This is a genomic window from Methylosarcina fibrata AML-C10, from assembly GCF_000372865.1.
Taxonomy (GTDB): domain Bacteria; phylum Pseudomonadota; class Gammaproteobacteria; order Methylococcales; family Methylomonadaceae; genus Methylosarcina; species Methylosarcina fibrata.
In genome coordinates this window covers 3,445,678-3,465,046 of the sequence record NZ_KB889965.1, presented here as the reverse complement: position 1 = coordinate 3,465,046, position 19,369 = coordinate 3,445,678, and the positions used below count along the sequence as shown (strand labels likewise).

Genomic DNA, 19,369 nt, shown 5'->3' with positions numbered 1-19,369 from the left:
TGACCCGAACAGCCCTAATAGGTAACACTCATGAGTCATCTTCTCGACCGTCTGCTCTTTTTCAAGAAAAAAGTGGACTCCTTTTCCGGCAACCACGGTCTCGTGACCTGCGAAGATCGGAGCTGGGAAAACGGCTACCGGCTCCGCTGGCAGCACGACAAAATCGTGCGTTCGACCCACGGCGTCAACTGCACCGGTTCCTGCAGTTGGAAAATTTATGTCAAAAACGGCCTGGTCACCTGGGAAACCCAGCAAACCGACTATCCGCGCACGAGGCCCGACTTACCCAATCACGAGCCGCGCGGCTGTCCGCGCGGCGCCAGTTATTCCTGGTACCTCTACAGCGCCAACCGGCTGAAATATCCGATGATCCGCAGCCGCCTGGCCAGCCTTTGGCGGGAAGCCCGGCAAACCCTGCCGCCGATCGAGGCCTGGGCCTCGATCGTGGAAGATCCGGCCAAAAGCAAAGACTACAAATCCCGCCGCGGCCTCGGCGGGCTGGTGCGAACCGACTGGGACGAGGTAAACGAAATCATCGCCGCCGCCAACGTCTATACCGCCAAGCAGTACGGCCCCGACCGAATCATCGGCTTTTCGCCGATCCCGGCGATGTCGATGGTCTCGTATGCCGCCGGCAGCCGCTATCTGTCGCTGATCGGGGGCGTCAGCATGAGCTTTTACGACTGGTATTGCGACCTGCCGCCGTCGTCGCCGCAGACCTGGGGCGAGCAGACCGACGTGCCCGAATCGGCGGACTGGTACAACTCAGGCTTCATCATGCTCTGGGGCTCGAACGTGCCGCAGACGCGCACGCCCGACGCGCACTTCATGACCGAAGCCCGCTACAAGGGCGCCAAGGTCGTGGTGGTTTGCCCCGACTATTCCGAGGCCAGCAAATTCGCCGATCTCTGGCTGCACCCGAAACAGGGCACCGACGCCGCGCTGGCGATGGCGCTCGGGCACGTGATCCTGAAGGAATTCCATCTCGACCGGCAAAGCCCTTATTTTACCGAATACGTGCGCGAAAACACCGATCTGCCGATGCTGGTGATGCTGAAGCGGCAGGGCGACTGTTACGTCCAGGACCGCTTTCTTCGGGCATCCGACTTGAGCGGTCAGCTCGGCGAGAGCAATCATCCGGAGTGGAAAACCGTCGCGTTCGACGAGCTCGGCGGCGGCATCGTGCCGCCCGGCGGTTCGATCGGTTTTCGCTGGGGCGAAAGCGGAAAGTGGAACATCGAGCAAAAAACGGGCGACGGCCGAGACGTAAAACTCTGCTTGAGCCTGATCGACCGGCGCGATGAAGCGGTGCCGGTCGGCTTTCCTTATTTCGGCGGCTCCGAACACCCGTATTTCACGCATTCCGCGCACGAGCCCGTGCAGCGGCGCCACGTGCCCGTCAAGAAAATCACGCTGGCGGACGGCACCGAAATCCTGGTCGCCACGGTCTTCGATTTGCTGTGCGCCAACTACGGCATCGACCGGGGTCTCGGCGGCGGCCACGTCGCGGCTTCGTACGACGACAACGTTCCTTACACGCCGGCCTGGCAGGAAAGCATCACCGGCGTCAGACGGCAGAACGTGATCGCGGTCGCCCGCGAATTCGCAAACAATGCCGAGCGTACCCGCGGCCGCTCGATGGTGATATTGGGCGCCGGCATCAACCACTGGTATCACATGGACATGAATTACCGCGGCATCATCAATCTGTTGATGCTGTGCGGCTGCATCGGCCAGTCCGGCGGCGGCTGGGCGCATTACGTCGGCCAGGAAAAACTGCGTCCGCAAACCGGCTGGCTGCCTTTGGCGTTCGGCCTGGACTGGAAACGGCCGCCGCGGCAGATGAACAGCACCTCGTTCTTTTACAACCACACCAGCCAGTGGCGTTACGAAAAACTCCAGGTCAGGGAGATTCTGTCGCCCCTGGCCGACCCCAAGGACTGGCAGGGCAGCCTGATCGATTACAACGTCCGCGCCGAACGCATGGGCTGGCTGCCGTCGGCGCCGCAATTGCAGACCAATCCGCTGCAGGTGACCAAAGCAGCGGAGGCGGCCGGGCAAAATCCGGTCGACTACGTCGTGGCCGGGCTGAAAAGCGGGGCGTTGCGTATGTCCTGCGAAGACCCGGACAACCCGCTGAACTTTCCGCGCAACCTGTTCGTGTGGCGGTCGAATCTTTTGGGCTCGTCCGGCAAGGGGCACGAATATTTCCTCAAGTATCTGCTCGGCACGCAACACGGCGTGCAGGGAAAGGATCTGGGCCAGGAAGGCGGCGAAAAGCCGTCCGAAGTGGTCTGGCATGAGCAGGCGGCGGAAGGCAAGCTCGACCTGCTGGTCACGCTGGATTTCCGCATGTCCACGACCTGCCTGTATTCCGACATCGTGCTGCCGACCGCGACCTGGTACGAGAAAAACGATCTCAACACCTCGGACATGCACCCGTTCATCCATCCACTGTCCAAGGCGGTCGATCCGGTCTGGGAGTCCCGTTCCGACTGGGACATTTACAAGGGCATCGCCCGGAAGTTCTCCGAACTGACGGAAGGCCATCTCGGCGTCGAAAAAGACATCGTCGCCGTGCCGACCCTGCACGACACGCCTGCTGAGCTGGCGCAGCCCCTCGACGTGAAGGACTGGAAGAAAGGCCAGTGCGAACCGATTCCCGGCAAGACGATGCCGAATCTGGCCGTGGTCGAACGCGACTACCCGAACACCTACAAGATGTTTACCGCGCTGGGGCCGCTGATGACAAAGGTCGGCAACGGCGGCAAGGGCATCGCCTGGAACACCGAAGACGAAGTCAGGCAATTGGGCAGCCTGAACCGGCGGGTGACCGAGGAAGGCATCAGCCAGGGTCTGCCGCGCATCGAATCCGACATCGACGCCACCGAAGTGATTCTGATGCTGGCGCCGGAAACGAACGGCCAGGTGTCGATGAAAGCCTGGGAAGCGTTGAGTAAAGTCACCGGCCGCGACCATACCCATCTGGCGCTGCCGCGCGAAGACGACAAGATCCGTTTTCACGACATTCAGGCGCAGCCGCGCAAAATCATTTCGTCGCCGACCTGGAGCGGTCTCGAATCCGAAAAGGTGTGCTACAACGCGGGCTACACCAACGTGCACGAGCGCATTCCCTGGCGCACGCTGACCGGCCGCCAGCAGTTTTACCAGGACCATGCCTGGATGCGGGCGTTCGGCGAGACCTTGTGCGTCTATAAGCCGCCGGTCGATATGCGCACAATTACGCCGGTATTAGGCCAAAAACCCAACGGCAACGAAGAAGTGGTGCTGAATTTCATCACCCCGCATCAAAAATGGGGCATCCACAGCACCTACAGCGACAACCTGATCATGCTGACGCTGTCACGCGGCGGTCCGATCGTCTGGATCAGCGAAATCGACGCCGCCAAGGCCGGCATCCGGGACAACGACTGGATCGAAGCCTATAACGTCAACGGCGCCCTGGTGGCCCGAGCGGTGGTGAGCCAACGCGTACCGGAAGGCATGACCATGATGTACCACGCGCAGGAAAAAATCGTCAATGTGCCGGGCTCCGAAATGACCGGCACGCGCGGCGGCATCCATAATTCCGTGACCCGGGCGACCCTGAAGCCGACGCACATGATCGGCGGTTACGCCCAGCAAAGTTACGGTTTCAATTATTACGGCACGGTCGGCGCCAATCGCGACGAATTCGTGATCGTCCGCAAAATGAACAAAGTCGATTGGCTGGATGATTTCCCGCCAACCGAAACGGTGCGCGATGCGCACCCTACGAAAACCGAGGATGAACAATGAAAATTCGCGCTCAAATCGGCATGGTGCTGAATCTCGACAAATGCATCGGCTGCCATACCTGTTCGATCACCTGCAAAAACGTCTGGACCTCGCGCGAAGGCGTCGAGTATGCCTGGTTCAACAACGTCGAAACCAAGCCCGGCGTCGGCTTTCCGAACGAATGGGAAAATCAGGACAAATGGAAAGGCGGCTGGGTACGGAAAATCAACGGCAAGATCGAACCGCGCCAGGGCGGCAGACTGAAAAGCCTCAAGAATATTTTCGCCAACCCGGACCTGCCGGAAATCGACGACTATTACGAACCTTTCGACTTCGATTACGCGCATTTGCATCATGCGCCCGATGCCAAGGCGGCACCGACCGCCAGGGAGGGCGGAAGTGCGGCAGCAGGTAGGGAACCTGCGCCGCCGACCGCCAGACCCCGCTCCTTGATCACCGGCGAACGCATGGAGAAGATCAACGGCGGCCCGAACTGGGAGGAAATTCTCGGCACCGAGTTTGCCTCGCGCTCGCGCGACGTCAACTTCGACCAAGTGCAGAAAGACCTATACGGCGAATTCGAAAATACCTTCATGATGTACCTGCCGCGCCTGTGCGAGCATTGCCTGAATCCGACCTGTGTCGCCGCCTGCCCGAGCGGATCGATCTACAAGCGCGAGGAAGACGGCATCGTGCTGATCGATCAGGACAAATGCCGGGGCTGGCGCATGTGCGTCTCGGCCTGCCCGTATAAAAAAATCTATTACAACTGGCAGACCGGCAAATCCGAGAAGTGCATTTTCTGTTATCCGAGGATCGAGGCCGGCGAGCCGACCGTCTGCTCGGAAACCTGCGTCGGGCGGATACGCTATCTCGGCGTGCTGCTCTACGACGCCGACCGCATCATGGAGGCGGCCGGCACCGAATCCGAAGAGGACCTGTATCAGCGGCAACTGGATATTTTTCTCGACCCCAACGATGAAAACGTGCGCGCCGAAGCGCGCGCAGCCGGCATTCCGGAATCCTGGCTGACCGCCGCGCAAGAGTCGCCGGTTTACAAGCTGGCGATGGACTGGAAAGTCGCCTTTCCGCTGCATCCCGAATTCCGGACCCTGCCGATGGTCTGGTACGTGCCGCCGTTGTCGCCGATCCAGGCCGCCGCCGAAAACGACAGGATCGGCATGGACGGCGACATTCCCGACGTGCGCTCGCTGCGCATTCCGGTGCGCTATCTCGCCAACCTTCTGACCGCGGGCAAGGAAGAGCCGGTTGCGCTGGCGCTGGAACGGATGCTGGCGATGCGCGCCTACATGCGCGGCCTCAGCGTCGACGGCGTGGAAAATGCCGAGGTCCTGGCCCGTGTCGGCCTGACCCAGGCGCAAGTGGAAGAAATGTACCGCTACATGGCGATCGCCAATTACGAGGACCGCTTCGTGATTCCGACCAGCCACCGAGAATACGCCGGAACCACCTTCGACGCTTACGGCGAGAAAGGCGGCTGCGGCTTCAGTTTCGGCAACGGCTGCTCCGGCGGCAACACCAAAATCAATCTGTTCGGCGGCAAGAATCCGACGCAACGCAACGCCGCGCCGATCCGGATTCCGGTCGTCGCCGAACCGTCCAAAGGGAGGTAACCGCCATGTTGACGCTGAAAGTTTTGTCGCTGTTGTTAAGTTATCCGGAGGCCGAAACACTGGCGGCTCTGGACGAGATGGCCGCGGTCGTCAATGACGAAAACCTGTTGCCGGCGGCCGATCAAGACGCCGTGCTGGCCCTGATCGACAGCCATCGGAACAAGGATCTGCTGGAGCTCCAGGAAAACTACGTCGCCCTGTTCGACCGGGGCCGCTATCTGTCGCTGCACATTTTCGAACACGTGCACGGCGAATCGCGCGACCGCGGCCAGGCGATGGTCGATCTGCTGCAAATGTACGAAGCCTCGGGCTTTGCAATGGCTGCGCGCGAACTGCCGGACTACATCCCGTTGTTTCTTGAATTTCTGTCCCTGCAAACGCCGGCCAAAGCCGTCGAGTTACTGCAGGATGCGATGCCGGTGCTGAGCCTTCTCGGCGCGCGTTTAAGCGAGCGCTGCAGCGGCTTTCAGGCCGTTTTCGACGCCCTGGCCGGTTTTGCCGGCGAGCCCGAAGCGCTGGCCGACATTCGCCGGCAAGCCGCTTCCGAAGAGCCTGATCAGACGCTTGCGCGCATGGACGCCATCTGGGAAGAAGAAGCGGTCAGCTTCATGGGCACGGGCGCTGCCTGTCAATCCGGGACGCGCGCCGAAAGCCCGGTTGTCTTCACACGGCGCGGCGACGAACTGAAGTCGCGAAACCATTCTTTTTGAAGGAGTGTTCTTGTGAATTATCTCAATACTTTTTTATTCGGCTATTATCCTTACCTCGCCATCGTCGTGTTTTTGGTCGGCTCGGCGCTGCGCTACGACCGCGATCAATACACCTGGCGCACCGGCTCCAGCCAGTTGCTGCGGGCAAAGGAACTCAGAGTCGGCAGCAACTGGTTCCATGCCGGGATTCTGTTGCTGTTTGTCGGGCATTTCGTGGGCCTGTTGACGCCGCCCGAGATCTATCACGGGCTGGGCATATCGACCTCCGCCAAACAGCTTCTCGCAGTGATCGCCGGCGGCGTTTTCGGCGGCATTTGCCTGAAGGGGATCATCATCCTGATCCGCCGCCGCCTGACCGATCCCCGCATCCGCGCCACCAGCAGCCGCATGGATATTTTCATCCTGCTGCTGATCGCCGTGCAGTTGGCGTTGGGGCTGCTGACGCTGCCGATTTCGCTCTATCACAGCGACGGCCAGAACATGTTATTGCTGTCCGAATGGGCGCAGCGCATCGTCACGTTCCGGGCCGGCGCCGCCGATCTGGTCGCCGACGTCGGCATCATCTTCAAACTGCACCTGTTTTTCGGCATGACGCTGTTTCTGGTTTTTCCGTTCAGCCGGCTCGTGCACGTCTGGAGCGTGCCGCTGGGTTACGTCATGCGGCCTTATCAGGTGGTCAGAAGACGGTAGGGCAGGACCGGGTTAAAGAACGACAAGACCCATTTTATTAACACCACGAGGAGCAGTCATGAGATTCAATCCCTGTATTCCGGGCCAATGCACCGATCAAGGCAGCCATTGCGAAGGTTGCGGCCGATCGCATGAAGAAATAGCCGAAACGAAAAAATCGATCAAGGCCCTGGTGGCGCTTGCCCAAAAGATGGAATATGAAAATTACGAAGACTTTGCCGGTTTCATCGCGAAAAGCATCGTCGGCAAACTCCAGAATCCGTCGTAACAAAATCAGGGCGCCGAAGGTATCAAACCACTCTTCGTGAAACAGCCCGTCCGCCTCGAGGCGTAAAATCACTCAGCCTGGGCGATTTCATTCGACTTTCATTTGAAATCGCCCTCTTTTTAACTATCCGACAGAAGGAGATGCCATGAATCGGTCAAGCGGTTCAATCATTTTTATCCTCGCACTGGCCAGCTTGATAACGGGCTGCTCCGATGAAGCAAAGTATCAGGAAACGGCGAAAAAATACGCCGCCGTTCAGGCAGAAAAAGCCAGGCACAACAATGTGGCCGTCCCGGCAATCGCCAGCCACGCAGGCCATGACATGTCCGGCCATGGCGAGGCGGTGACGCCGACGGCAATACAACCGTGCACCGGTTGCGCCACCGATGAAATCGGCCGCCGGGCGGACGATCTGCCGCCGCCGATTGACCGGAAGGAACCCCGGCTCGTGGCCGTCGATCTTTATACCGACGAACTGGTCGCCGAAATGATGCCGGAAGTAACTTACCAATACTGGACTTACAACGGCAAGGTGCCCGCTCCCTTCATCCGCGCGCGAGCCGGAGATCAGGTCGAAATACGCTTGAGCCACGGTAAACCCGGCGCGGTCCATCAGGGGCACGACGAGCATGCTTCGGCAGAGCACAGCGCCGCCGGACATTCGGCTCACTCCATCGATCTCCATGCCGTTATCGGCCCCGGCGGCGGCGCGCCGTTGACGCAGGTCGGCCAGGGCGAAGAAAAACGCTTCCGTTTCCAGGCCACCCGGCCCGGCATTTACGTCTACCACTGCGCCAGCCCGCATGCGCCGACGCATATCGCCAACGGCATGTACGGCCTGATCCTGGTCGAGCCCGAAGCGGGCCTGCCCAGGGTCGACCGCGAGTTTTACATCATGCAGGGCGAGTTTTACACGGCCGGCAAATTCGGCGACAAAGGTTTGCAGGCGTTCAGTAAAGAAAAACTGCTGGATGAAAAACCGGAGTATTTTCTATTCAACGGCCGGGTCGGTTCGCTGAGCGGCGACCGCGCGATGAAAGCCAAAGTGGGCGAAAAGATTCGGCTGTTCGTCGGCGTGGGGTCGCACATTGCATCGAATTTTCACGTCATCGGCGAAATCTTCGACAATCTTTATTCCGAAGGCGCGCTTACCAACCCGCCGCTGAATAACGTTCAAACGACCGTGATCGCTCCAGGCTCGGCCGTCATGATCGAATTTACCGCCGAAGTCCCCGGTAAATATCTGCTGGTCGACCACAGCCTGACGCGCTCGATCGACAAAGGCGCACTGGCGGAATTGATCGTAGAGAAACTCTAACCGAATCGGCTGATTTTCCTTATTGTCCGGGCGATTGCACGCCGTGCAAACAGGCCCGGATTACAGATTCTCGTACCGGCTCAGATCGAGTAGACCGGCCTGGAGACCCCGGTATTTTTCATGTTGTTGATTAAACCAGTCGGACTGGCGCCAGAGATCGGGATGGGTGCGGCGGATGCCGAACCGGCTGTATAAAGCTTCCAGATCGGCCTGGCTCCGGGCGGTGCGGATGGCATCGACAAACTCGCCCAGCCGTTCTTTTTCCACGCTGAAAAAGAAATTCGGATAGCTTCCGACAAAACCCGGAACGACCGTAAGCTTGTCCTTTTCGGGCAGCCGGCTGGAGCCTTCGCGGATCAGTTTCGACAGATTGCTGTAGGCCTTGTCGACGAGCAGGGTATAGACCAGGTCTTCTTCGGGTTCGCCTGTTTTAACCCGCAGCAGGGACATTTCCGGCAGGGCGCCGAGTTCCAGTCCCTGCAATCGGGCGAGTCGGCGCAGTTCGCGGTCGACCTGATGTTGCCGGGGCGTCGTGCCCGGCCGGACGCAGTCTTCCTGCCGGCAATCATTCATGGCGTCGAGAGGTCCTGCCGCCTTGCCCAGCCTGTCCCTGACCTGGTCGAAAAATTCCTTTTGATACTCGGTGGTCCTGAACCGGATCCGGGTCTCATGACCGATACTGAACAAGGCGTCCGCCGTGCGCAATCCGTTCCTGCCCAGGTACCAGCTATCGTAGATCGTTTGCCGCTGCATCGCGGGCATGAAGCGCAGGAAATTGTCTTCGCCGTCCTGGCGCAAAAGGTCCATATAGGTCCGGCTGGCGAGTTGATGCCCCGCCGTGCCGTAGACGTTGAAGCCGGCGACCAGAAGGTAATGCAGCCGTTCGAAAATCGGATAATCGATGACCCACGCGGTGAGCGGGGTAGCGCCGATCAGTCCCCGGGTCACGGTGGCGCTGTCGAAATGCCGAAAAATGGTCAGCGCCGCGTTGGTATTATCGCCGTCCCCGTCCCAGATATTCGGCAGTCCGAATCCTTGATCCTTGGCCAGAAGAAGATTGATGAAAGCATCTTTCTTCCGGAGATATTCCTTGCCGAAAGCATCGTACTTGGCCCAACCCAAGAGCCCGATCCGGTCGCCTTCTTCGCCGGGCAGTCCCAGCAGTTGGTTGTTTTTGGCCAGGGCTTCGGCCACTTTTTTCGGAGAAAAATGACCGGGCTGGGTGAAGACCACCCAGAACTGGTCCCGGATGCTTTCGGTGGCGATTTCGCCGCGACATACGGGGCCTTTGATGAATCCGTTCACGAAGTACTCGGCATCGTCCAGCAGGAACCGGTATTTGGATTCAAGCGGCAATTCGATAAAGGCTCTGAACGGATTCGCCGCGACTTCGGGCCGGTACGAAGGCAGGCCGGTGACCGGATAGTCCGGCTCGAAGAACAATTCGTCATAGCGTTCCATCTTCCGGTCGCTCAATTCGTAAGCGAAATGAATCTTGTCGACCACCGTTTCGGTCACAGGCCTCAGCCGGTAATAAAAGACGGGGCCGGGGTCGTCGTATGGCCGGACCGTCCTGATTTCCTCGATGGGCCGGCCCGGCGGCGTCAGAGAGCGTACCAGCCTGAAAAATTCCTGCCCCGGATGGCCCTGGAAATGAAGATGCCCGATGAACAGATGCTCGTAAATATAGCGCGACACGAGTTTCTGTTTGGGGGTCGGGCCGTTGAAATAACGCTCCCATTTGTCGACCGCGGCCGCGGACCGGTTCGGCAGAGGCGGCAGCGGCTCGGCTTTCGCGCCTTCCCGGAGCCATTGCAGCAGGGTGATTTCTTCTTTTTGTGATAAACCGGGCATCGCGTAAGGCATGCCCCATTGAGGATGCTCGTGCTGAAATTTCGGGAGCTCATCCATCGACGGACATTGCAGCGTGCGTCCGAATTCGAGATCGAAATTCTCGTCGAGCTTTCCCGAGACCGGCTGCGGATGGCTGCGTTTTAACCGAATGAGCTGAGCCAGCATCGAATTCTCCAGATTGGCTTCTGCCGAATCGAGGCGTTCGTTCAACACCGGGTAAAAACCTTTCTGCCGCCAGCCGGCGGTATCCTTGGCATCGATGTAAAGCCGGGTAGGGGCCGCGGCCTTCAGGCGGGCAAAGTCGTAGACCTTGTTTTTGCTGGCGCCCCGGTCGATTCCTTCGATGGAACCGAGTTTCAACTGGCAGGGCGCATCGTAACAGCCGTGGCAGACGACGCAACGGGAATCCAGTATCGGCTTGACGTCCCGGTAAAAAGAGACCTTGTTCTGCCGGTGTTCCTGTCCGGCTTCTTCCTCCGTCAGCAATCTAGGTTTGGGTGCGGCCGGGCCATACAACGTTTCCCAGTCCCTGGTTTGGTAAACCAGGGAGGCGCAGCCGGCAAATACGAGAAAAACAAATAGCATCGGATATTTCATCACTGTCGATCCTCTGTCGCCCGAAAATATTGACTCCGGCATTACTTAAAGAGTAACCCGTTCCGGCTTTCGTTCTGTAAGCCGGCCTGCCATGGCGCCGAGCTCCTTTTCGAGTGCTTCCGGTGACATGCCCTGAAGTTACCATACCATATCCGATGCCATACCTCCTTGCGCTTTATTTCTTTCAGTCGAATTTCGGCATCGGCTCGGCATACCGAAATTGGTAAAGAGCAGGACTTTTTACCCGATTCCATAGGGACAAGTGCTCCATGGAAATCGTGATGTTTGACGGATGAATTCACGCCCCCGCTTCTTTAAACTTTTTTATACAGTAATTGAATACCGTTTGCCGGCTTTATTCGGAAAAATCCAGGGGCAAAAATGATTCCGACTTAGCCTTTTCGTTTGACTATTAGGAGGACCTCCCATGAAGATTCAAGGACATCAGCAACATCGTTCGGATACTTTAACCATTTTGCCCGAAAAGCGCCGCCCTTTTTCCGTTAAAAGGATCGCGCTGTTATCTCTCACCCTCGGACTGACTTCATTATGCCTCAATGCCGCCAACCTCAAGCAGGTTTCAGTGGACAACCAGGGCAACGTGGGCGACGGCAGCAGCAAAAATCCTTCGATCAGCGCCAACGGCCGTTTTATCGTGTATCACTCCACGGCCGACAATCTGGTGGCGGACGATACGAATCACGCTTCCGACATTTTTTACCACGATAAAAAAACCGGAGCGACTTATCGTATCAACCTGAGCAGCCTGGGCGAAGGAAACGACGACAGCGTCGATCCCCGCATCAGCGATAACGGCCGTTACGTCGTTTATTCATCCGCCGCCACCAATCTGGTGGAAGGCGACACGAACGTTAAATACGATATTTTTCTATTCGATTCCAAAAAAGGCGCCACCCGCAGAGTATCGGTCGGCAACTCCGGCGAGCAAAGCAACGGCGGCAGCTACATACCCGCCATCAGCGCCAACGGCCGCTACGTCGTTTACGATTCGTACGCGAGCAATCTGGTGTCTTTCGATCGCAATCTGAGCCGCGACGTGTTTCTTTACGATAAAAAAACCGGAAAGACCAGCATGATTTCGGTAAACAACGAAGGAAAGCCCGGCAACGCCGACAGCTCCAGCGCCCGCATCAGCAACAACGGCCGCTTTGTCGTATTTCATTCCGATGCGCTCAATCTGGTGGCAGGAGACGTCAACAACGCGTCGGACATCTTCCTTCGCGATACCCAAAAAGGCACGACCCGCCTCATTTCGGCGAACAGCTCGGGCGAGCAGGGCAACGGCGGCAGCTATCACGCTCACATCAGCAATAACGGCCGTTACATCGTCTATGCTTCCGACGCCAGCAATCTGGTGGAAGGCGACAACAATAACGCCAGAGATATTTTCCTTTACGATGCCAAGAAAGGCACCACGCGCATCATTTCGAACAGCAGCGCGGGTATTCAAGGCAACAACATGAGCGACAATCCCCGCATCAGCTCGAGAGGACGCTATGTGGTCTATGCATCCGCCGCCGCCAACCTGGTGGAAGGCGACAACAATAATTTCCCCGACGTCTTCCGATTCGATAAAAGAACCGGCCTCACCGTACGCGTCTCGGTCGGTCAAGACGGTATCGAAGGAACCGGCGGCGGCAGTTTCAGCCCGGACGTCAGCGGCAACGGCCGGTTTGTCGCGTACGAGTCTTATGCCGATACGCTGCTGACGGGAGATACCAACAAGAACGGCGATATTTTTCTCAAAGACTTGAAAAAATTGCCTTGAAACGCTATTCGGTCAGCCCAGCCGAAACTTTCTATTTCTGCCTGGCCGGGAAAGGGCGCCCAATCCCGGCCTCAGCCCTGAAACAAACGGCTGCGACAGCACTGAGCCGATCGGACGAACCGAAGGATTGATTACGTAACCGTTGGGCATTCTTTTCTTTTTTCGTTCAGAATAAGCCTCGGATGTACGTTAGCGCACAGAACTTTTATGGCAGGCAGGTATATTTCACACTCATTCTTCTTTAATTAAAGAAGGTGGCGTTTGGTTTCATCCCACGGTGGATCAACCAAAATTCAATTATTAAGTGTGAGGAGATACGATCATGCCTAGACAAAGAGAAACAACCGGTTCGGAACACGGCAAGTCAGGCCGCGGTTTTGCGTCCATGGATGAGGAAAAACAACGCGCCATCGCCAGCAAGGGCGGCCATGCCGCTCATGAAAAAGGCGAATCGCAGGAAGGCGGCCGTTCCGGCGGCAAATCGGCCCGTGGTTTCGCGTCCATGGATGAAGAAAAGCAACGCGAAATTGCCAGCAAAGGCGGCCATGCCGCTCATGAGAAAGGCACCGCTCACGAGTTTACTCCGGAAGAAGCCAGGGAAGCCGGCCACAAGGGCGGCCAGATCGCCCATGAACGGGGCACCGCCCACGAGTTTACTTCCGAAGAAGCCCGGGAAGCCGGACGCAAAGGCGGCAAAGCCGCCCATGAACGGGGCACCGCCCACGAGTTTACTTCCGAAGAAGCCCGGGAAGCCGGACGCAAAGGCGGCAAAGCCTCTCACGGCGGCGGAAGGGAAGAAGAAGGCGGCGGCAGAAAGCACTAAACCAAGGGTATGGAAAGGGAAGGGCCCTTTAACATGGGTTATCCGTTAAAGGGCCCGTTGCGATTTTCTTCCCATTACGGCCGCTAGGGAATCTTTAAACGGAATTCATATCGGCTAGATTTTGAGGGTAACGCATCGATTCCGGCCCGGAATCGGCCAGAATTTTACGGATACGCTGCCTATTATTAGTTTCACATAGGAATCATTGCTTCCGTATTGTTCCCGGTTATTTTTCCATCGCGGATAGACCAATGAACTCGCCTCTACCCGAAACTCCCGCATAAGCCATCAAATACCGGTTATGGACGGGAACATTGCTTTTTTAACCTCTGTTAATCATCATCCCTGCTCAACAAAGATCGTCCAATTTAATCTCGTCTTAAGTTATTGATTGGATAATGATGCCGAACACAAGACGTCGGTATCGCTTATTTTATGGAATAATCGATTCGTCTGTGCCAAGGGATGCCGAACAGTTCAATCCGGAATAATAACCATCCACATCATTGGAAAACTTCGGTAAATTCCTTTAAATTGGCCCGATCAAGGATGTCGGTAAAGCTTAAATTGAGACAAGGGACGAGGGCACCTGCCGAAATTGCATGCCTTTTACCCTGTTACTGAATCCAAAGCCTAACAGCATGAAGAGGCCAAGCATGAAATCCGATCCTTTTGCATACGTCCACCATCATCGTGCCAATCAGCGCGGTGGCTGCCGAATTTCGATCAACCCAGTCCCGGAATAAGACGGGAAGCATCCCGATGCGAAACGAGCCGGGGTCTACAAGTCAATCTGTATTGATACGATTTTCTTTAATTGCAATCGCTAAATTACCTGGCGACTGAAAAATTCATTAACTTCTAATTATGGTAATTATTATGAACAGGCTAACGATTTGTTTATCGTTCGGACTAGCGGCGATCTTGTCCACTATCTCCAACCAGACCCATGCCGTAGTCCGGGCTTTTGTGCCCAATCCTAGCGGGGCTGCGGTCACTGTCGTCGATAACGACACCGGCTCCGTCGTTTCCAGTATCGCTACCGAGGATGGATCTTCGTATATTGCCTTTTCTCCGGATTTGAAGACGGCTTATGCTTCCAATCATGGTTTCAAATCGGTTTCGGTCATCGATACCTTAACCAACACCGTAACCGCAAATATTGTGGTGGGCAATGTTCCGGAAGGCATGGCGGTTACCGGCGATGGCTCGAAACTGTATGTAGCCAATGAATCCGACGGCACTGTTTCGGTCATCGATACGGCGTCCAAAACCGTGACCAAGACGTTGACTCTGGAAACCAGTCCGAGATTCATGGTCAGGACGCCGGACAGCAAATGGATTTACGTGACCAACCAGGGTTCCAATTCGGTCAGCGTCATCGATGCGACCAGCGATACGGTGACCAAGACGATCGCGGTCGGCATCACGCCGCTGCGCATCGCCATCAATCCGTCGGGAACCCGCGTCTACGTGGCCAATCACTACTCGAATGATATTTCGGTCATCGATACATCCAGCCAGACTGTGGTGAAAAAGGTGACGGTGGGCACCCAGCCCGCCGGCATGGCGATAACGCCGAACGGAGCCGAGCTCTGGGTGGTCAACATCAACAGCGCGAACGTGTCGGTGGTCGATACGGCGACGAACACTGTGACTCATACCATTGACGTCGGCCCGACGCCCTGGACCATCGATTTCAGTCCGGACGGCAGCCTGGCCTGTACCGCTCCGGCCAACAATAATACCGGCGTCATTCTGGACGTGGCGACCAAGACCGTCAAGGCGACCTTGCCGGTAGGCACCGGCCCTTACTGGGTTAAATTTGATACCGAAGGCAAGAACTGTTACGTCACCAGCCCGGTCGACAGTCTGATTACCATCATCGATGCCAGCACTCTGTCGGTTTTCAAAAACATCAGTACCGCCGGCGGCGCCTGGCACGTGGACGTCAAGGATATTCCGATCAGCGGCGATCCCGACTCGGACGGCGACGGCGTGCCCGACAGCAGCGACAACTGCCCGTCGGTAGCCAATGCGGATCAGGCCGACAGCAATGGCGACGGCGTGGGCGATGCCTGCAATACGGTGCCCGTTTCGAATGCCGGGTCCGATCAGACCGTCACGGCGGGCAATCTCGTTACCCTCAACGGCACCGGCAGCTCCGATCCGGATAACAGCCCTTCGCCGTTGACTTACAGTTGGACGCAAACCAGCGGCCCGACGGTAACGCTGACCGGAGCTGACACGGCGCAGCCGAGCTTCACTCCGGGAGAGGCAGGCACTTATGTCTTTAGCCTGGTGGTCAACGACGGATTGGCGAACAGTAGCGCCGATTCGGTCACGATAACCGTTAACGCGGCAACCGGATCCAATACCGCACCCACGGCTCAAGCCGGGCCGGATCAATCGGTTGCCCTGGGGGCCCTCGTCGCTCTCGATGGCACCGGCAGTTCCGATCCGGACAACGGGCCTTCGGCGCTGACCTACAGTTGGACGCAAACCGGCGGCCCGACGGTGACGTTGACCGGAGCCGATACGGCGCAGCCGAGCTTTACTGCGGGAACCGCTGGGACCTATGCATTCAACTTGGTCGTGAATGACGGGGCGGCCAACAGCGCCCCGGATTCGGTCACAATAACGGTCAGCGAAACGGCCAGTCAAACCGACTTTGTGCGGATCCAGGCCCCGAACGGCGGTGACGTCTGGAACGAGAAAGTCAAAAATACCGTCTTTTGGGAGAGCAATCTCGACAGCAACGAACGGATGGTCATTTACCTGTCGATCGACCACGGACAAACCTGGAAGAAAATAGCCTCGCCCAAGAACAGCGGTTCGAAGGTCTGGAAAATTCCTAAGAACCGCTATGTCTCGAAAGAGGCCCTGTTCAAAGTCTGTGCCAAGAAGGACGATAGTTTGTGCGACGTCAGCGACTCGGTATTTACCATCAATAAAGCTCCGGTCGCGGATGCGGGGACAAAACAGAAAGTCACGGTCGGCACCGCAGTCCATCTCGACGGCAGCGCCAGCCACGACGACGATCAGGGCCCTACCAATTTGACCTATGACTGGTCTCAAAAAAGCGGCCCCGAAATCACTCTGAACGGCGCCCAGACGGCCACGCCGAGCTTTGTCCCGACCGTTAAAGGCGTCTATAAATTTAATCTGGTCGTCACCGACGGCTCGGCAAACAGTAAAACGGACAAAGTGACCGTCCGTGTGCGAAACGCGCCAAAGGAGTAGGTAAGAGGCGTCCGGACAACGGCCTGGACGGGGCGAATTGCCAGACTGCGAAGTTTACCGGCATTCATACCGGTAAACTTCGCGCCGGCTTCGTAAAGAGGTCAATGCTCTTTTCAAGGCTTGATTCTCGGGATCGGCTGTAAAGCGCTTTCGATCCTCACAGTTGAAATGACTGCCTACCTGACCACCACTCGGCCGGAAATCTCCTGCTTGACAGACATGTCGGAGGATTCGGCACGAGCCTGCTTGTCCGAGCCTTTGCTTGTTTCAATGGGCGTCTGACCGGCCGCCTGCGTCCGCGCTGGAGCCTTATTCATCACCGTCACCGGCAAACCCAGCGCCCCCCAACGATAAAGCCATCCGGCATCTTCGGAGACGTTGGGCCAGCGCTTGTTCTGGTCTTTGGTGGCCAGATTGACGCAGCCATGGCTGGCGGGCTGGCCGAAATTATTGTGCCAGAACGCGCCGTGAAAGGCATAGTCCTTATGGAAGAACTGCGTGTACGGCACCTTTTCCACTTCATAGAAACCGGGCTTTCCCCGGCCGACGTCGCTGCGCATCCTCTTGTAGCGGTAGCGGTCGTAGATATAAAACGAACCCGTCACAGTGGGCGTTTTGCTTTTGCCCGTGCTGACCTTGAAGGTGCGCACCACTTTGCCGTTTTCGACGGCTTCGACACGCTGGCTGTCCAGATAAACGAAGAGCCGCCGGTCCGTGCCGGTGCTGAATTGCTCGATCAGGGATTGCTTCAGCATGCCGCCTTGCACGCTGCGTAAATTTTGCACGTCGGCGCTTACTTCGATAGTGCTTGAGGCCGGCCACGCAGGTTTGGGAGTAAATTTAAGCAACTGCTGCCCGATCCGTCGCCATTTTCCATCGATGGTTTTGCCGTCGCTGGTCTGTACCCGGAGATGACCGGGGGCGTTATCGAGGTCGGCCAACGGTTCGCTAAAGGTCACTTGCAGCGGCAGCATCGAGCCTAAATTGTTTAAGCCATGGACATTGGTTTCGACGGCAAGAGGCGGCGGCGTCTTCAATTCCAGCGTTAGTGGCGGCAGAGAGACGCCCGAGACGGTTTTATAGCTTACCTGCACCGCGTAACTGCGGTCTTGTTCGTAAGCGCTGGCAAGCAGGCGGATGGTCTGGCCGCCGGCATCGGGTTCGGCGTCCAGCGTCAAACCTCCGACGGCCCGTACGTCCCGCACCGGGCGGTCGAAATGCAGCGTCACCGACGAGTCCGGCGCCAGCATTCTAAACACAGGCCCTTCCAGTTTCGGCACGGCGACCGTGGTGAAGTTCACTTCGCGGGTCTCGGACTGTCCGAACCAGGGCCGCTCCGCCGTCACCTTGAGCGTATGGCGAGTCTCGAAGGCCAGGGGCGCGGGGAGGCTCAGGCGGGTTTGATCCTTCGCGTCAAACAGAACCTTTCCCGAGCCGTCGCGCAGTTCGACCCTGGACAAGCGAGCTCCCGGGCCAATCGCCTCCAGAGTAATGATTTTGCGAGGGTCTACTTCGTTGTTGCTCCCCAGCGAGGTCATGGTAAAACCATAGGGCAATAGGCCCCGGCTGACATAGCTTCCGTCCGGACTGGCCGGCACGGCGAGCAATAAAGCCATGATCACCGCCACGGCTATCGAACTCAGCCAGAAAAAAATCGATTTGATCGAACTCAAATGAGTGGCCATTTTCATCGAGTCACCTTTGGTCCCAAGTCGTCAGAAGGCGATCACCGCTCCTCTACCAGGTTCTGAACCTGCCTGTATCCAAATGCACAAAATTATCCCGAGGATAATAACCCACGCCGCCTTGCGCCAACGTCAGCGCCGCGTTTCTAATTGTTTTGGAGGATACGCCCTCCAGCCTGATGTCAATCGCCCGGCCTTGCATATGAAAACTGTGCTCTGCGACGCCGTGACTGAATCTGCGTAACCAGGAATTGGTGAATGGAGAACGGTAACCGGAGATGATATGGAAAGGTTTATTGACGCCGAGGGTTTGCTTCAGAAAAAATAGCTGATCCAGTAACGCCGTATCGATGGGATGAACGTCATCGGTACGGAAATCGCGGAGCAAATAATTGATTTCCCGCAGCGCTTCTTCAATATAACGGCCGTGTTCGAAATAGGTTAATTTTAATTTATCGCCGGTATGCGTATGTTCGAACGCGAGCGTTTTGTGTTCGACGGCATGAAGATAAGGGGACAGAACGGGTTGCGTATTAACGTACGGCCTGGCTTTTCGCGCATGAGAGTAAGCCGGGTGCGCAGGTTCATGGCTGTGGCCCCGCCGGTGCGGATAAATCACGTGCCGAACCGCCGCAGTTGCCGCCTCGCTTCCGCTCAACGCCATCAAGGACCCCCACGCCAGCTTTTTCAGAAATTGGCGTCTTGACGCGATAGTATTGTCTTCATCCGTCTTCATATTTTTTAATAATTGCTTGTTCAACGTTTTAACCCGAATACGACGATTTTATAAAATGATTCATCGACTAGGGCCTATCGGAATCCGTATTAGTTCAATTCTGATCCGTTATTTACAAGAAGTATAGGCCAGCTCAAATTCGGCCGGAAATTTTTTCCCGGCCATTTTACCACCACTTGATGTGCTCGTGGGAATACCCGGTACTGATTTCAGGGCGAGCGATTATAAATTTGCGTAAAACTAGG

General features: G+C 57.0%; 12 protein-coding genes. 9 read left to right on the top strand and 3 right to left on the bottom strand.

What is annotated here, in order from left to right; genetic code table 11:
* Positions 1-30 precede the first annotated feature (30 nt).
* The 6 genes from A3OW_RS0116185 (at position 31) to A3OW_RS0116160 (ending at position 8,397) form a co-directional block, all read left to right on the top strand.
* Positions 31-3,798 carry a nitrate reductase subunit alpha gene (locus A3OW_RS0116185; RefSeq protein WP_020564491.1) on the top strand — a complete coding sequence of 1,256 codons (3,768 nt, stop codon included), beginning with the start codon at positions 31-33 and terminating at the stop codon, positions 3,796-3,798.
* Positions 3,795-5,411: a nitrate reductase subunit beta gene (gene narH / locus A3OW_RS0116180; RefSeq protein ID WP_020564490.1), complete on the top strand. Its 1,617-nt coding sequence runs from the start codon at positions 3,795-3,797 to the stop codon at positions 5,409-5,411. The genes A3OW_RS0116185 and narH overlap by 4 nt, the downstream gene beginning before the upstream one ends.
* 5 nt (positions 5,412-5,416) lie before the next feature.
* Entirely contained in the window at positions 5,417-6,121 is a 705-nt protein-coding gene (narJ, locus tag A3OW_RS0116175) for a nitrate reductase molybdenum cofactor assembly chaperone (RefSeq protein WP_020564489.1), read from the top strand.
* Positions 6,122-6,133: 12 nt separating this feature from the next.
* Entirely contained in the window at positions 6,134-6,811 is a 678-nt protein-coding gene (narI, locus tag A3OW_RS0116170; RefSeq protein WP_020564488.1) for a respiratory nitrate reductase subunit gamma, read from the top strand.
* A gap of 58 nt (positions 6,812-6,869) precedes the next feature.
* Entirely contained in the window at positions 6,870-7,079 is a 210-nt protein-coding gene (locus A3OW_RS0116165) for a DUF1289 domain-containing protein (protein ID WP_020564487.1), read from the top strand.
* A 145-nt stretch (positions 7,080-7,224) separates the two neighbouring features.
* Positions 7,225-8,397, top strand: coding sequence for a multicopper oxidase domain-containing protein (locus tag A3OW_RS0116160; RefSeq protein WP_020564486.1), 1,173 nt, complete (start codon positions 7,225-7,227; stop codon positions 8,395-8,397).
* A gap of 60 nt (positions 8,398-8,457) precedes the next feature.
* Here the strand turns inward: A3OW_RS0116160 and A3OW_RS0116155 are convergent, their stop codons facing one another.
* Positions 8,458-10,836 carry a fatty acid cis/trans isomerase gene (locus A3OW_RS0116155; RefSeq protein WP_157385920.1) on the bottom strand — a complete coding sequence of 793 codons (2,379 nt, stop codon included), beginning with the start codon at positions 10,834-10,836 and terminating at the stop codon, positions 8,458-8,460.
* A 439-nt stretch (positions 10,837-11,275) separates the two neighbouring features.
* On the opposite strand from A3OW_RS0116155, the gene A3OW_RS0116150 reads away from it, so the two are divergent.
* The 3 genes from A3OW_RS0116150 (at position 11,276) to A3OW_RS26565 (ending at position 16,703) form a co-directional block, all read left to right on the top strand.
* Positions 11,276-12,637 carry a TolB family protein gene (locus tag A3OW_RS0116150; RefSeq protein WP_020564484.1) on the top strand — a complete coding sequence of 454 codons (1,362 nt, stop codon included), beginning with the start codon at positions 11,276-11,278 and terminating at the stop codon, positions 12,635-12,637.
* A 322-nt stretch (positions 12,638-12,959) separates the two neighbouring features.
* Positions 12,960-13,460: a KGG domain-containing protein gene (locus A3OW_RS29125; protein WP_026223662.1), complete on the top strand. Its 501-nt coding sequence runs from the start codon at positions 12,960-12,962 to the stop codon at positions 13,458-13,460.
* Between the two features lie 879 nt (positions 13,461-14,339).
* Entirely contained in the window at positions 14,340-16,703 is a 2,364-nt protein-coding gene (locus tag A3OW_RS26565; RefSeq protein ID WP_083918229.1) for a PKD domain-containing protein, read from the top strand.
* A gap of 176 nt (positions 16,704-16,879) precedes the next feature.
* Here the strand turns inward: A3OW_RS26565 and A3OW_RS26560 are convergent, their stop codons facing one another.
* Entirely contained in the window at positions 16,880-18,394 is a 1,515-nt protein-coding gene (locus A3OW_RS26560) for a L,D-transpeptidase (protein ID WP_020564481.1), read from the bottom strand.
* 46 nt (positions 18,395-18,440) lie between these two features.
* Positions 18,441-19,124: a YcbK family protein gene (locus A3OW_RS0116130; protein WP_020564480.1), complete on the bottom strand. Its 684-nt coding sequence runs from the start codon at positions 19,122-19,124 to the stop codon at positions 18,441-18,443.
* Positions 19,125-19,369: the final 245 nt, after the last annotated feature.

Bases quoted from the DNA above. Each gene is read 5' to 3' on its own strand.
- A3OW_RS0116130 (WP_020564480.1), bottom strand. From the start codon at position 19,124: ATGAAGACGGATGAAGACAATACTATCGCGTCAAGACGCCAATTTCTG.
- A3OW_RS0116160 (WP_020564486.1), top strand. From the start codon at position 7,225: ATGAATCGGTCAAGCGGTTCAATCATTTTTATCCTCGCACTGGCCAGC.
- A3OW_RS0116165 (WP_020564487.1), top strand. From the start codon at position 6,870: ATGAGATTCAATCCCTGTATTCCGGGCCAATGCACCGATCAAGGCAGC.
- A3OW_RS26565 (WP_083918229.1), top strand. From the start codon at position 14,340: ATGAACAGGCTAACGATTTGTTTATCGTTCGGACTAGCGGCGATCTTG.
- A3OW_RS26560 (WP_020564481.1), bottom strand. From the start codon at position 18,394: ATGAAAATGGCCACTCATTTGAGTTCGATCAAATCGATTTTTTTCTGG.
- A3OW_RS0116155 (WP_157385920.1), bottom strand. From the start codon at position 10,836: ATGCTATTTGTTTTTCTCGTATTTGCCGGCTGCGCCTCCCTGGTTTAC.
- narJ (WP_020564489.1), top strand. From the start codon at position 5,417: ATGTTGACGCTGAAAGTTTTGTCGCTGTTGTTAAGTTATCCGGAGGCC.
- narH (WP_020564490.1), top strand. From the start codon at position 3,795: ATGAAAATTCGCGCTCAAATCGGCATGGTGCTGAATCTCGACAAATGC.
- A3OW_RS29125 (WP_026223662.1), top strand. From the start codon at position 12,960: ATGCCTAGACAAAGAGAAACAACCGGTTCGGAACACGGCAAGTCAGGC.
- A3OW_RS0116185 (WP_020564491.1), top strand. From the start codon at position 31: ATGAGTCATCTTCTCGACCGTCTGCTCTTTTTCAAGAAAAAAGTGGAC.
- A3OW_RS0116150 (WP_020564484.1), top strand. From the start codon at position 11,276: ATGAAGATTCAAGGACATCAGCAACATCGTTCGGATACTTTAACCATT.